Source organism: Microbacterium sp. A94 (assembly GCF_051842855.1).
Classification (GTDB): Bacteria; Actinomycetota; Actinomycetes; order Actinomycetales; family Microbacteriaceae; genus Microbacterium.
In genome coordinates, this window is record NZ_JBPXMU010000003.1 from 98001 (window position 1) to 113357 (window position 15357).

Annotated in this window: 9 protein-coding genes; all 9 read left to right on the forward strand. The window is 66.9% G+C overall.

Going from position 1 to position 15357, the window contains the following annotated elements; all coding sequences use genetic code 11:
• The first annotated feature begins 11 nt into the window (after positions 1-11).
• The 9 genes from ACSU1L_RS10010 to ACSU1L_RS10050 are packed head-to-tail and all read left to right on the forward strand — an operon-like array spanning position 12 to position 15333.
• Positions 12-983, forward strand: coding sequence for an AAA family ATPase (locus tag ACSU1L_RS10010; protein WP_439255664.1), 972 nt, complete (start codon positions 12-14; stop codon positions 981-983).
• Positions 983-2245, forward strand: a complete 1263-nt coding sequence (locus ACSU1L_RS10015) for a DUF58 domain-containing protein (RefSeq protein ID WP_438252923.1) — start codon at positions 983-985, stop codon at positions 2243-2245. The genes ACSU1L_RS10010 and ACSU1L_RS10015 overlap by 1 nt, the downstream gene beginning before the upstream one ends.
• A complete protein-coding gene (locus ACSU1L_RS10020; RefSeq protein ID WP_439255665.1) occupies positions 2242-4626 on the forward strand; it encodes a transglutaminaseTgpA domain-containing protein in 2385 nt (794 codons plus the stop codon). Before ACSU1L_RS10015 ends, ACSU1L_RS10020 begins: the two co-directional genes overlap by 4 nt.
• Positions 4623-5822 carry an RDD family protein gene (locus ACSU1L_RS10025; RefSeq protein ID WP_439255666.1) on the forward strand — a complete coding sequence of 400 codons (1200 nt, stop codon included), beginning with the start codon at positions 4623-4625 and terminating at the stop codon, positions 5820-5822. Before ACSU1L_RS10020 ends, ACSU1L_RS10025 begins: the two co-directional genes overlap by 4 nt.
• Positions 5819-6631 (forward strand): PP2C family protein-serine/threonine phosphatase, encoded by an 813-nt coding sequence (locus tag ACSU1L_RS10030; RefSeq protein WP_439255667.1) that lies wholly within the window; start codon positions 5819-5821, stop codon positions 6629-6631. Before ACSU1L_RS10025 ends, ACSU1L_RS10030 begins: the two co-directional genes overlap by 4 nt.
• A complete protein-coding gene (locus ACSU1L_RS10035; protein WP_439255668.1) occupies positions 6631-7899 on the forward strand; it encodes an FHA domain-containing protein in 1269 nt (422 codons plus the stop codon). Before ACSU1L_RS10030 ends, ACSU1L_RS10035 begins: the two co-directional genes overlap by 1 nt.
• Entirely contained in the window at positions 7896-9530 is a 1635-nt protein-coding gene (locus ACSU1L_RS10040; protein ID WP_439255669.1) for a protein kinase domain-containing protein, read from the forward strand. The genes ACSU1L_RS10035 and ACSU1L_RS10040 overlap by 4 nt, the downstream gene beginning before the upstream one ends.
• Complete coding sequence (locus ACSU1L_RS10045) at positions 9527-10777, forward strand: RDD family protein (protein ID WP_439255670.1); 1251 nt, start codon at positions 9527-9529, stop codon at positions 10775-10777. Before ACSU1L_RS10040 ends, ACSU1L_RS10045 begins: the two co-directional genes overlap by 4 nt.
• Positions 10774-15333 carry an FtsK/SpoIIIE domain-containing protein gene (locus ACSU1L_RS10050; RefSeq protein WP_439255671.1) on the forward strand — a complete coding sequence of 1520 codons (4560 nt, stop codon included), beginning with the start codon at positions 10774-10776 and terminating at the stop codon, positions 15331-15333. Before ACSU1L_RS10045 ends, ACSU1L_RS10050 begins: the two co-directional genes overlap by 4 nt.
• The last annotated feature ends 24 nt before the right edge of the window (positions 15334-15357 follow it).

A 15357-nucleotide genomic window follows, 5' to 3' on the forward strand; every position in this document is an offset into this window, starting at 1 on the left:
ATGGAACACCCATGACAATGACCCCCGAACAGGCCTCCTGGTTCCAGGGCACCTTCCAACGCCTCGTCGAGAACATCGACAAGGCGGTGCAGGGTAAGAAAGAGATCGTCTCGCTGGTCGCCGCGGCCATGCTCGCCGAGGGCCACGTGCTGCTTGAGGACGCGCCGGGAACGGGTAAGACCAGCCTCGCGAAGGCACTGGCGGCGACTGTGCAGGGCACGAGCAGTCGCATCCAGTTCACTCCCGATCTGCTGCCCTCCGATGTCACCGGTGTGACTATCTACGACCAGCAAGCGCACCGGTTCGAGTTCCACAAGGGCCCGATCTTCGCATCCATCGTCCTGGCCGATGAGATCAACCGTGCCTCACCGAAAACGCAGTCGGCGTTGCTGGAGGTCATGGAGGAATCGCGGGTGACCGTCGACGGCACGACCCACGAGGCCGGGCGGCCGTTCCTCGTCATCGCGACGCAGAACCCGATCGAGCAGGCCGGAACCTACAAGCTTCCCGAGGCGCAGCTCGACCGCTTCCTGATCAAGACGTCCATCGGATACCCCGACCTCGCGGTCACCGAGAGCATTCTGGCCGGAGCATCCGATCGCAACCCCTCGGCGAAGCTCACCGCCATCATCACCACGAACGCGGTCGCCGACATGGCAGACCTCGGATCCACCGTGCACGTCGAGCCGGCCGTGCTGCGCTACGTGGCCGAACTTGCCGAGGCCACACGTCAGGACGCCGCGATCCGCCTGGGCGTCTCCGTGCGCGGAGCGATCGCCATGATCCGTCTCGCGAAGGTCTGGGCTGCAGCGCAGGGCCGCCACTACGTGCTGCCCGACGACATCAAGCTGCTCGCGCGCCCGACGTGGCAGCACCGCCTGCTGCTGGACGCCGAAGCCGAATTCGCTGGCACCACGCCCGACATCGTCATCGCACGGGTGCTTGACAGTGTGGCGGCCCCGCAGGCACGAACGGTGGCCTGATGACCTCGGAGACGATTCAGGCTTCGCCTGCCCAGACAGATCACGACGCCGGTTGGCGTGACGTCGTGGTCGTCCTCGGCATGCGCGCACTGGAGCGTCTCCGCAAGATCACCGCCGTGTTCCGTCCGCTGGCCTGGGTGCTGATTGCCGCGGCCATCGTCCTGTGGACCGCGGGTCAGCTGCTCGGCTGGTCGGAGCTCGTCATCGCGGCCCTCATCATCGCGCTCACTGTCGCCATCTGCGCGCTCTTCCTGATCGGGCGCACCGAATACGACATCGCGCTCGACCTCGCCCGCACTCGGGTCGTCGTCGGTGAGCGTGCCGTCGGCGCGCTCACCCTCGCCAACCACGGCGACCGCGCCATCCTCCCGTCGCGCGTCGTGCTGCCGGTGGGCGCCGGACGCGGTGAGTTCGGCATTCAGCGACTTGCCCCCGGCGAGGAATCAGAAGAGCTCTTTGCCATTCCCACGCAGAAGCGTGCCGTGGTTCAGGTCGGGCCGGTCAGCATCGTGCGTGGTGACCCCCTCGGACTGTTCGAGCGCGCGCACCCGCGCGACGAGCCGGTCGACCTCTTCGTGCATCCGCGCACGGTCCTTTTCGGCGGGCAGTCGCTCGGGTACCTGCGCGACCTCGAAGGTCTGCCGGCAGCCGACCTCTCCCGAGACGATGTGTCCTTCCACGCGCTCAACGAGTACCAGCCGGGTGATGACCTGCGCCATGTGCACTGGCGTTCCACCGCGCGCACCGGCGTCATGATGGTGCGCCAGTTCGAAGAGACCCGCCGCTCGCACTTCGTGATCGGGCTCTCCCGGTCGACCGGCGACTATATGAGTGATGACGATTTCGAGTTAGCGATCTCGGCGGCCGGGTCCATCGGACTGCGCGCGATCCGCGACTCGCAGCGGGTGGATGTGCGCGTGCAAGGGCGCGCTCTCTCCGCCGGGACGGGCAAGCAGCTGCTCGACTCGCTCTCCGCGCTCGAGTCCAGCAAACCGCGTGAGGGCGGCATCGCCGAACTCGGCGGCATCATCGCGGCGACGATGCCGCTGGCCAGTGTCGTCGTCCTGGTCTGCGGAACCAAGGTCTCCACAGATGAACTTCGTCTTGCCTGCGCACGCGTACCGTTCGGCGCGCGTGTGATCGCCGTGGTCGCAGATACCAGCGCCCCGTCGCCGTCGTTGCGTCGAATCGGGGAAGCGGATGTCGTCACCGTCGGTGACCTGGCACAGGTTCCCCTCGCCCTGCAGAAGGTGCTGGCATGATCGCGCCGGCCTCAGACATCATCCTCCGTCGTTGGGTCCTGGACCTCGGCGCGAGCGCGCTTCTCGTCGCCGTCGCCTTCGTCGGTTTCTGGCCGACCTTCGGTGGACCCAGCTATCTGGGCGCCGCGATCGGCGGCACACTGCTCGGTCTCGGAATCGCGGCCGTGGCCGCCTGGCGCCAGTGGAGCATCCTCGTCATCGCAGGACTGGTCGTCGGGGCGTATTTCGTGTTCGGGGGTGCGCTCGCGCTGCCGCATACGACGATGTTGGGGTTCGTGCCCACGCTCGAAACGCTGCAGAAATTGGCCGTGGGAACGGTGACCTCGTGGAAGCACATGCTGACCACGGTCGCCCCCGTCGGCGCCGCCGACGGCCACCTCATCGTCCCGTTCCTGTTGTGCCTGGTCGTCGCCGTGTGCACGGCATCCTTCGCGCTGCGCCTGACGAGCGTCGCGTGGGCGCTGCTCCCCGTGGCAGCCATGCTCGTGCTCACGATCGCGCTGGGCACACCTGAGCCGGCGTTCCCCGTCGCGCAGGGCCTGCTGCTGGCGGTGCTGGCAATTGCCTGGCTTGCCGTCCGGCAGCTGTGGGCGCCGCACAATGACGCCGTTTCGGTCGGCCAGGTCGACCCGGCGCGTGCCGGTCAGATGCGCCGACGACGCCTCATCGCCGGAGCCGCGGTGCTCGCCGTCGCGAGCGGCGCTGGTGTCGCCGTGAACGCGGTCGCCGCTCCCACCGAGGTCCGCCACGTCTTCCGCGACGTGATCATCCCGCCGTTCAACGTGCGCGACTATCCCAGCCCGCTGCAGAGTTTTCGTAAGCACGTGCGCGATGACGCCAACAAGACGCTGTTCACTGTGCAGGGCCTGCCCAAAGACGCTCGCATCCGCATCGCGACCATGGACCAGTACGACGGCATGGTCTACAACGTCACCGATGGTGGTCCGCACTCCTCGAGCGCATTCACGCAGCTGCGTTCAAATATGTCGCCCGATGCCGAGGGCATTCCGGTGACGCTGCAGATCGAGATCGACAATTACAGCGACGTGTGGGTTCCCGATGCCGGATCCGTCACTGAGATCGACTTCACCGGTGAGCGCGCCGATGCTCTTCGCCGCAGCACCTATTACAACCAGTCGACGGGAACAGCTGTGACGACGTCCCCGCTGACCGCGGGCGACACCTACACCGTGCACACGATCATGCCCGCTGAGCGATCTGACGCGCAGCTCGCCGATGACAAGTTCGGGAAGGTCGCACTGCCGATACAGAGCAACGTTCCAGAGGAGCTCACAAACCTCGCCGGCGAAGCCGTCGCCGCAGCGGAAACACCGATCGAGAAGGTCCGGGCGCTGGAGACGTTCCTCTCCGAGGAGGGCTTCTTCAGCCACGGGCTCGAGGGCGATGTGCTCTCCCGATCCGGACACACCGCGGAGCGTATTTCGAGCCTGGTCGGCGGCGATCAGATGATCGGCGATGACGAGCAGTATGCGGTGACGATGGCGCTGCTCGCCCGCGAGCTCGGAATCCCGGCCCGGGTGGTCCTCGGCTTCTACCCCGAGAAGGAAGATTCCGGAACCGGAGCGTTCTCGGCCAGCGGCAATGACGTGCATGCCTGGGTGGAGATCAACTTCGCGGCCGCCGGTTGGCTCGCCTTCGATCCCACACCGCCCGAGGACCAGATTCCGAACGCGCAGAACACCAAGCCGCGCGCCGACCCGAAACCTCAGGTGCTGCAGCCGCCGCCTCCGCCGCAGGAGCCGGTCGATCTGCCGCCGACGCTGCCGGATGATCGCGAATCCGAAGAAGAGAAGACGGACGTCGCCGGAATCATCGGTCTGATCCTCGCTATCGGCGGGATCTCGCTCGGAGTCATCGCGCTGCTTGCTTCGCCCTTCATCATCATCGGTGCGTGGAAGGCTTCGAGGCGGCGCAGCCGACGAACCGCCGAGCGCAGTGCGGATCGCATTTCCGGCGGCTGGGACGAGCTCACCGATCGCGCGGTCGACTACGGGGCACGGCTCAACTCCGGAGCGACACGAGGCGAGGAGGCGGCTCTCGTGGCTGGCGCACTCGCGGTGCCGACCGTGACGGTCCTGGCTGAGCGGGCGGATGCTGAAGTCTTCGGCCCACGCGAACCGAGCGCTGAGGACGTTGAATCCTTCTGGAAGGAAGTCGACGAGATTGTCGTCGGTGTGGGCCGCGAGGCCGGTTTCTGGAAGCGGATGAAGGCGCGATTGAGCCTGCGCTCACTGCTGGGTGGTTCGTCGCTTTCGCGTGGCGTCCAGGGCCTGAAGGACGCGGCATCCGAGCGCAGACGGCGTGAACCTGGCACCATCAAGAACAATGAACCTGTAGCACCCGAGAGTGAGAAACCATGACACAACTGACGTTTGGCACCGTCGCTCCAACGTCGCGACGTGCCGTGGCATACATCATCGATGCAGTGATCGCCGGCGGCATCGGCATCGTTCTCAGCATCATCCTCTCCATTGCCATGTTCACGGCAGGCAGCCCCGAGGCGATCCTCGGCGTGCTCGCGATCGGCGGGCCGCTGATCAGCCTGGTGCTGCTGGGATGGTTCATCGTTTACACGTTCATGCAGAGCGGCACAGGCTCTATCGGGATGCGTGCGCAGGGTTTGCGCCTGGTCCAGGAAACCGACGGCTCACGACTCGGCTTCGGCCGGACGCTGCTGCGCAACATCATCTTCGGCCTCGCCGCAGCGATCATCGTCGGCTATTTCACGCCGCTGTTCGACAGCTCGGGCCGGTTCCAGGGCTGGCATGACAAGGTCGCCAAGTCGCTGATGATGGATGCCCGCACCGTGACCGCTGCGACCCCCGCCCCGCCGACGGAGGCGATGCCGATCCCGCCGCGTCCGCCCCTGCCGAATGCAGCACCCGCAGCGCCCGCTGCGCCTGTCGCTCCTTTTATGCCCGGCCTGCGGGGTACGCCCGGACTCGCCAGTCCCATCCCGGCACCGGTGGTTGCGCCGCAGCCGGCGGCACCTGCACCGGCACCGGTAGTTGCGCCGCAGACAGCAACGCCAGCAGCGCCAGCACCGCTCGTACAGCCGGCGTCACCCGCCACCGGTGAGGAGACACTGATCGCGTTCGTCCCCGGCATCACGCAGGACGGCCCACCGGCGGCGACCCCGCCGACACCCGCGCAACCGGTCTCGCCGGCACCCGCGCACCCAGCGCCCGCCGACGACCTCGGCGACATCGAGGACACGCGCATCAGCATCCCGGGTCACCGTCTCGTGTTCACCTGGGATGACGGAACCCGCGTGACCGTCTCACGCCGCACACTGTTCGGACGCAACCCCTCGCCGGAGGACGGCGCTGTGGTCGTGCCGGTGCGCGACGAGACCCTCTCGCTGTCGAAGACCCATTTCGAGGCGGCGGCCGAACCCTCCGGCGGATGGATAATGGATCGGCACTCCACGAACGGCACCGTCGTCGTGCGCGACGGCCACCGGATCACGTGCACGCCGGGCGAGCAGACCCCGATCCGGCTGGGCGATGCGATCGAGATCGGTGATCGCATCGTCACCGTCGGCGGCTACGCATGAGCGCCCCGATGATCGTCACAGCCGGAGCCTGGACCCACGCCGGACTGCGTCGCTCGCTGAACGAGGATGCGCTCCTGGCCAGCGCACCGATCTTCGTCGTGGCCGATGGCATGGGCGGACACGAAGCGGGGGAGCGGGCCAGTGCTGCGGTCGTCGCTGAGTTCTCGCGATACATCGGGCGTTCGAGCCTTGTCCTCGACGATGTGCTCGAAGCCCTCAGCCGGTCACGAGACGCCGTAGAGGCGCTGTCGGACTCAGCGATGGGACGAGCCGGCACCACTCTCAGCGGAGTGGTTCTCGCCGATGTTGACGGAATGGGGTACTGGCTGACTCTCAACATCGGAGACTCCCGAACCTACCGTCTGGCAGACGGTGAGCTGGAGCAGATCAGCGTTGATCACTCCGTCGTTCAGGAGCTCATCGAGTCGGGAGAGCTCGACTCGGAGCAGGCGGCCAGCGATACTCGCCGAAACATCATCACCCGGGCTATCGGCGCCGGAAGTGCGGGAGAGGCAGACTTCTGGTTGTTCCCGGCTGAGGCGGGGGATCGGATGCTGGTCTGCTCTGACGGTCTGTCCTCAGAGGTGCCTGATACCCGAATTCGTGAGATCCTCACGGTGGAATCCGACCCGCAGACCGCTGCCGCGGCACTTGTCGCCGAGGCGGTCAGCGCTGGCGGCCGCGACAACATCACCGTCGTGGTCGTGGACGCCGTCTCCGTCGCATCCCGCCCTGGCGTTCAGATGCGCGACGACAATATCGATGAGAACACTCGGCCTCGCGAGGCCTTCGCAGGAGGGATCGACTGATGCAGACGAACTACCAAGCAGGCCAGTGGTACGTGCTGGTTGCGCCGGGCTCTCTCATCGCGCTGTCTCCGGATGCCTCGACGGAACTTGTCACGCGCATCTGGGAACGGCAGCAGGACTCGATCGATCTCGCCGCGGTGATCGACACGCTCACCGATGATGCGGCAGGGTCGTTCGCCGCGATGCAACCGTTCGCCGCCGTCGTGCTGGAAGGTCCGGATGCCAGAATCGCGGTACGCGGCGACGTGACCGTGGAGGTCACCGGACCACAAGGTGCCGAGAGCTTCACGGGAGCGAACGTCACCACCTGGAGCGAACGCTTTGTCGAGAACGCGGCCCGGATCTCCGTGAGCGTCAACGGCAGCGAATCCGGCGTCGACCTTCCGATTATCGGCGGCATCGTGCGCGCGGCGCGTGCCAGCGCCGAGATCGAGCCGGCTGATGTCGAGATTCCGGATGCTGCGCCCGCCGTCGCTTCGATTGAGGAAGCAGTCGTCGCGGAGCCTATCGCGGAGGAGCCGGTCGAGGAGCCCGCTGCTGAGCCGGCCGAGGAACCCGTCGAGGAGCCCGTCGTCGAGGAGGAGCCTGCCGTCGAGGAGGCGCCTGCCCCGGCGGAGCCGGCACCCGAGACAGCGCCGCAGCCCATCGATGACGCCGTTGACGGCGCGACCCTGGTGCCGACCGAGCCTACCGAGCAGGCCCACACGTCAGACATCGATGAGTTCGAGCAGCTGTTCGGGCAGACGGTCGCCTCGCGGCCAGCGCCCGCCCCGCCGGCCCCTCCTGCTCCGCCCGCACTCCCGGCCCCTGGCGCCGGTGATCACGACGGTGCGACGATCTCGTCGGCTCAGGCTCGCGCGCTCCGCCAGACCGAACCGGCCGTCGACCCGGATGCCCCCACTGCGGTGCTTCCCGTGGTGCCGAGCGCGCAGGGACGTGTGCGGGTGTCTACGGGCCAGCAGGTCACACTCGATCGCACGGTGATCATCGGTCGTAAGCCCCGGTCCACGCGTGCATCCGGTGCTGATCTGCCGCATTTGGTCGCCGTGGAGAGCCCGCAGCAGGACATTTCGCGCAGCCATCTCGAGATCCGCCCCGAGGGCGACACCGTCGTGGTCGTCGACCTGCACACCACGAACGGATCGACACTGCTGCGTCCGGGCGTCGATCCGCTGCGCCTGCACCCGGGTGAGCAGACCCTTGTGCTCTCCGGCGATGTGGTCGATCTCGGCGATGGCGTGACGGTCACGTTCGAGGACCTTCCGTGAGCAGACCCCCCTCGCCGCCGCCGGAGCTTCCCGGCTTCACCTATGTGGAACCGCTCGGCACCGGTGGCTTCGCGGACGTCTTCCTCTACGAGCAGCAGATGCCCAAGCGCCGCGTCGCGGTGAAGGTCCTGCTGGCCGATCGGCTCTCCAGCGGCGCCGCGCAGGAGTTCGCCGACGAGGCGAACGTGATGGCGATGCTGTCGACGCATCCGGCAATCGTGACGATCTATCAGGCCGGGGTTGCCGGCGACGGCCGCCCCTATCTCGTGATGGAGTACTGCCCGCGCCCGAATCTGCAGGTCCGTGCCCGCAAGGAACCGTTCTCGGTCGCCGAGGCACTGCGCGTCGGCATCCAGGTCGCCGGTGCCGTTGAGACCGCGCACCGCGCGGGAGTGCTGCACCGCGACATCAAACCGGCGAACATCCTCGTCACCGCATACAACCGTCCGGCGCTGACGGACTTCGGTATCGCTTCGACCACCGGCGCAGTATCGGAGTCGACCGGGATGTCGATTCCGTGGTCACCCCCGGAGTTCTTTGCAGACCCGCCGGTGAGTGGCCCGCGCTCGGACGTGTTCGCGCTGGGTGCGACGCTGTACACCCTGCTCGCCGGGCGCTCGCCGTTCGAGCGGCCAGGAGAGCGCAACTCCGGTGCCGATCTGATCGAGCGCATCGAACGGGCACCGCTGCCGTCGCTGGCGCGACCGGACTCGCCGGCGAGCCTGCAGCAGGCGATCGAGCGAGCCATGTCGAAGAACTCCGATGCGCGCTACCCCAGCGCCGTCGCATTCGCGCGAGCACTGCAGAAGGTGCAGATCGAACTGAGCCATTCGGTGACTCCGATCGACATCATCGATGATCACCCGGTCGCCGAAGATCTCGAAGACGAGGCCGATGGCCTGACTCGCGTGCGTGACATCGTCAACATCGAGCCGGATGCTGGCGCGACGCGGCCCTCGGCCACAACGCGCCCGCTCACCACCCCCGAGCCTGCCCGCACTGTCGTCCCCTCTCCCCGGTTCGACCCGGCACCGCAGACCACCGATTACGCTCCGATCGAGGAGACGGTGTTGCGCCCGACGGCTCCCGCTGCCGCCCCGGCGGCTGCGCCCGTCGATGACGACCCGACGATCATGCGCCCACCGCGCACGCTCTCGCCCGATGCCGACGCACCGGTCGCCCCGGTCACCGAACCCGCCACAGCGCCACCTGCTCGGCGGCGACTGGGCGCGGGGGCGTGGGTCGCGCTCGCCGCAACTGCTGTCGTGCTTGTGGGCGCGACGGTCGTCGGCGTCACGATGCTCTCCGGCGGCGAGAAGCCCGAGCCGATCGCCACCCAGGATGAGGTCGTCCCGCAAGACCCGATCTCGGCGGCCGTCCCCGACGTGGACGATCTCTCCGGTACCCGAGACGGCACGGCGATCACATTCTCCTGGACCAACCCGGCCGCCGAAGACGGCGACTCGTACCTCTGGAGCACGGTCGATCTCGCCGGTGCCAGCAAACCCGCGGCCACGGATGAGACGTCGGTGACGTTCGAGGGATCGGCAACCGGACAGGTGTGCATCGACGTACTGCTTCGTCGCAGCGACGGGCGCGCATCGGAACCGGTGCGGGGGTGCGTTGAATGACGACGCCCGGTGAACGCGAGGCGGCAGCCCCCACCTCGATCTGGGAGATCGACGACAAGCCCGAGCAGATTGAGGGGCTCGACGCCGAAGGACGTCCTGACCCCGCCTATGCTGCCTCGCTCGGCCTGCTGCGCGCCCCGTTCGGACGCCGTGCCCTGGCCTTCGTATGCGATGTGGGCTTCTGGACCATCGCACAGCTGCCGCTGTGGCTCGGCGCCGTGCCCCTGCTTCTGAAGCTGGCCACCGGATCAATCTCACCCTACGGGTTCATCAACCATCCGAGTTTCGTGCTCGCCATCGTGATGACAGCAGCGACGGTAGGAATCACCCTGGCGCTCAGTATCGTCCAGTTGGCTCTGCACGGACGCAGAGGGCTCACGATCGGCAAGTCCATCGTCGGCATCCGAAGCATCAACGTGAAGACTCTCGAGCGTCCGGGCATCGGCGCCGTACTGCTGCGCTACCTGATCGTCGGAGCATCCGGCATCGTGCCCCTGCTGGGACCCGTCCTGTTCTTGGCCTCGCCCACGTTCGACCCGGACGGCCGTGGTCGCGGACTGCACGACAGGGCAACGGGAGTCTGGCTCGTGGATGTCAGGCGCGGCCTCAACCCCTACGACGACAAACGGATGCGCGTTGCGCGCAAGGTCGTCACAGCCGAACCCGCCCCGGAGCGCTCCGCGCTTCCCTCCCTCGCTACCCCGCGGGACCCGGCTGCGCAGCCGGAGTACCGACCAGGCACCCGGACCAGCGCCGGAGTGATCGGGATAGCGCGCACGCACACGACCCCCGAACCGGCACCACAGGCACAGCCCCAGCCGGCCCCGACTCCTGCTCCGGCCCCGCAGCCCCAGCCGGCCCGGCAGCCGACGCCCGCTCCGGCCCCCGCTTCCGCAGTGCCGAACCCTTCGCGTTTCGCGCTTCGCCTCGATACCGGCGAGAGAATCTCGGTTTCGGCCGCGATTCTGCTCGGGCGCAATCCGGATGCCGCGGAGCATCCCGGAGCGCACCCGATCCCGCTGCCCGATGACAGCAAGTCGATCTCGAAGACTCACCTGCTTGTGCGCCCCATCGACATCGGGCTGGAGGTCATCGATTGCCACTCCACGAACGGCTCCGGGTTGATCCGCGACGGTGTGGAATACGCACTCACGCCGGGGGCTCCCGTGGTGACGGTGCCCGGCGACACAATCCGATTCGGCGATCGCATCGCCGTAGTTCTGAACGGAACCGAGGAACAGTCATGAGGCTGAAGCTGACACTGCACCGGCAGGGCGCTGACGCGGTCGACATCGTGATCACGACAGATTCGACGGCCACGACCGGAGATGTCGCCCGTCATATCGCCGCAGCTGATCCCACGCGTTCGACCCCGGTCGCTGATGGTGATGTGCTCACCCTCGCGGTCGCACCTCCGACCGGGGATCGGTTCGTCGCGCTGCAGCCGGACGTTCCGATCGGCGAAGCGCCGATCGGCTCGGGGTTCGTGGCATCCATCCTCAACTACGGACCCGACCATGTCTCGACCGGACAGCGCGAGATCGTCGGCGTGCTGCGCGCCACGGCCGGCCCGCTCGCCGGCCAGGAGTTCCCGATCGGATCCGGCCAGGTGATCGTCGGACGCGACGCATTGGCGGATGTCGTGCTCGCGGACCCGATGGTCTCGAAGCGCCATGCCCGACTCGAGGTCGGCCAGCACATCGAGGTCATTGACCTCAACTCAGCCAACGGCGTGCTCGTCGACGGCGTCGCCGTGCCGCGCGTTCGGTTGGAAGACGGGGAGCCGTTCGTCATCGGTGCAACGACACTGGTGCTGCATCTCGCTCGATCCTTCGACGGCACCGCCGACGAAGAACCGATCATCGAACGCGGCAGCGGGCTGATGTTCAACCGCAGCCCGCGCGTCGAGGTGCGCTACCCGGGAACGCTCTTCAAAGCGCCTCGGCTGCCCACCGAGAAACTCGGCAAGCTCTTCCCCTGGCCCATCCTGATCACGCCGATCCTCATGGGCCTCGCGCTCTACATCCTGAACGAGAATCCGCGTTCGCTGCTCATGATCGGTATGACGCCGCTGATGGCGCTGGGCAATATCATCAACCAGTCGCGGCAGTCCAAGCGGGCTTCCAACCACGAGTTCCTGCTGTTCGAGCGGCAATACGAGCAGCTTGAAGAGGACTTCTTCCGCGGTAAACCGGAGGAAGAGCAGGCACGCAACGCCGAAGTCCCGCCGGTCGCGGAAGTCTTCGACCACGCGATGCGCCTGGGACCGATGCTGTGGACCAGACGTCCCGAGCACTGGAACTTCCTCGGTCTGCGCCTGGGCAGCTGCCGTCTGCCAGCCCGCAACTCGATCGCTGAAAACGAGACTCCCGAGGGCCTGCCCGAGTTCATCGAGAGGATCGAACGCCTGCAGGAGCGCTATTCGTTCGTCGACGATGTGCCGGTGTTCGAGCTGCTCGCCGATGCTGGCTCCGTCGGCATCGCCGGCCCGCAGGGCCTTGCCGCCGACGCGATGCGGGGAATCGCTGTGCAGCTGTTTGGGCTGCATGCGCCGAACGATCTGGTCGCCGTCGCCTTCGCCGATTCCACATGGACCGCTGAGCTGGACTGGCTCAAATGGATGCCGCACACCTCGAGCGAACGCAGCCCGTTCCGTGGCGTGGCGCTCGCGGACTCGGCACCCACTGGCGCTGCACTGCTGAGCACGCTCGAAGAGTATGTGCAGCGGGCGAGCGCCGGAGGAGGAGACAGCGGAGAACCGCGCGGACCCTTCAAAGACGACTGGAACCCGCTGCTGTACGGCACGGATGTCGCGCGTGCGGCAACCGACCACAAGAAGACCCCACCGGTATCGGTCATCGTCTTCGTCAGCAATGACGCACCCGTCGATCGCGGCCGGCTCACCGATGTCCTCGATCGCGGTGCCGACTACGGTGTGCACGCGGTGTTCGTATCGCCGACGGTCGAATCGCTCCCGGCCGTCTGCCGCAGCTACATTGACGTCACCACCGGCCTCGAAGACGCGCAGGTGGGTCTGGTGCGTACCGGCGACCACTTCGAGCACGTGCAGGTTGAAGGTGTCTCCAACGCCTACATGGATATGCTGGCGCGTCGCATGGCTCCGGTGGTGGATGCCAGCACCGTGGTGCATGACGCCTCTGACATTCCGAGCTCCGTGATGTTCCTGCAGCTCGTCGACCCCGCGATCGCCGAAGACCCCCAGGTCGTGATCGAACGGTGGCGTCAGAACAACACGATCGTCGATCGATCGCCGGCGTCGCGACCGAGGCTGAAGAAGACGGGCACGCTCCGCGCCATCATCGGGCAGGGCCCCAGCGACGCGATGGCGCTGGATCTGCGCACCCACGGGCCGCACGCCCTGGTCGGCGGCACCACCGGCGCGGGAAAGAGCGAGTTCCTGCAGGCCTGGGTACTCGGCATGGCCGCGGCCCACAGCCCCGACCGGGTGACGTTCCTGTTCGTCGACTACAAGGGTGGCTCGGCGTTCGCCGATTGCGTGGACCTGCCGCACTGCGTGGGACTCGTCACCGACCTCAGCCCACACCTCGTGCGCCGTGCGCTGACGAGCCTCCGCGCTGAGCTGCAGCATCGAGAGCATCTCCTGAACCGCAAAAAGGCCAAGGATCTGCTCGAACTCGAAAAACGTCAAGACCCGGAGTGCCCCCCGGCACTCGTGCTGGTGATCGACGAATTCGCCGCGCTCGCCTCAGAGATGCCGGACTTCGTCGATGGCGTCGTGGACATCGCGCAGCGCGGTCGCTCCCTCGGCATCCACCTCATCATGGCGACCCAGCGCCCTGCCGGCGTTATCAAAGACAACCTGCGGGCGAACACGAACCTGCGCATCGCACTGCGCATGGCCGATGAGGCCGACTCCCGAGATGTCGTCGACGATCCCGTGGCGGCAACATTCTCGGCATCGATTCCCGGCCGTGCGATCGCGAAGACCGGCCCTGGCCGACTGGTTCCCTTCCAATCCGCGTACGCGGGAGGGTGGACCGGTGAGGACGAGACCGCGGCGGCCGACGTGCGCGTTGCGGAGCTGCGATTCGGATCCAGCGCGGAGTGGGAAGCCGAACGCTCCGCGGACGCGGAGACGCACGAGGAGGACCTCGGCCCGAACGACCAGAAGCGGATCGTGTCGACGCTCGTCAGCGCGAGCGAGGTCGCAGGGCTCATCCGGCCGCGTCGTCCCTGGCTTGATGATCTCGCGACGGTGGTCGACCTGCACGATCTTCCCAACGATGGCGATACGCGCATCCCGATCGCCCAGATGGACGTGCCGGAGAAACAGCTGCAAGAGGCAGCGGTGTTCGTGCCAGACCGAGACGGATCGATGGTGGTCTACGGAACGTCCGGCTCGGGAAAATCCACGCTGTTGAAGACGATCGCCACTGCCGCGGGCATGCAGCCGGATCGCGGGCGCGTCCAGGTGTACTGCCTCGACTTCGCCGCGGGGGCGCTGGGGGCGCTGGCCGCGCTTCCGCACGTCGGATCGGTCGTCGACGGCACCGATGTCGAGCGGATTCAGCGACTGCTGCGCACGCTCGATCGGGAATTGGATCGCCGCTCAGCTGCGTTCTCATCGGCCAGCGCGGCATCCGTTCAGGAATATCGCGAGATCGCCGACCCGAACATGCCGCGCATTCTGCTGCTCATCGATAACTATCCCGAGTTCAAGAAGGACTGGGAGTACGCCCCGGGGCGCGGCCCGTTCTACCGTACGTTTATGCGGATCCTCGGCGAGGGACGCACGCTCGGTGTGCACATCGTGCTGACGGCCGACCGCGGAACCGCGGTGCCCAGCGCCGTCGCGTCGAACATCTCGCGCCGGGTGGTGCTGCGTCTGGGGGACCCCAGCCAGTACATGCTGTTGAACGCTCCGCGGGACATCCTCGATGAGCAATCTGCGCCTGGACGCGCGATCATTGACGGTCACGAGGCGCAGATCGCCGTTCTCGGCGGCACGACCAACGTGGTCGAGCAGACGAAGGCGCTGGCTGCTCTGTCCGAGAGTCTGCGCGAGCGGGGCGTGCGCGACCTTCCCGAGGTCGGGGCGCTGCCGACAATGGTTCCGGTCGCCGATATGCCGGCGATGGTGGATGGGATGCCGGTGTTCGGCGTCGCAGACGACACGCTCGCGCCGCGCGGATTCGAACCAGTCGGTTCCTTCGTTGTCGCAGGACCGCCGTCATCCGGCAGGACGAACGCGCTGAAGGCACTGGTGGTGGCGATGGAGCGGTTCGATCCGAACGTGCGGATGTACCACTTCGGCAGTCGACGCTCGCAGCTGAAGGACTTCCGACCGTGGGTGCGTAGCGCCATTCGTCCCGAGGACGAGAAGGACCTGGCAACAGAGCTGACAGAGCTCATCACCGCGGACTCGGACGAGGGGCGCATCATGGTCGTCATCGAGGACATGCCGCACGTCGCGGATGGACCGGCAGACCGGCCGATGCGCACGATGCTTCAGGCGATAAACAACAGCGATCATCTGCTGATCGGTGACGCTGAGATCAGCCGCGCCAGCGGTGGCATCGGCGTGCTCGGCGAATGGAAGGCGGGACGGCAGGGCATCGTCCTCAAACCAGACACCTACGATGGCGAGTCGATCTTCAAGACGCCGTTCGGGAGAGTCAAGCGTTCGGAGTTCCCGGCCGGTCGAGGCATCTTCGTGCAGGCGGGACGGATGACCACCATGCAGATGCCATTCGTCGCGGATGCCGCGATGGGCACAAGTTCCATGGGTACCGCTCCCCGTTTGCGAGATCGGAATCGTTAACTAGTCTCGATTACGAGGCCGCAG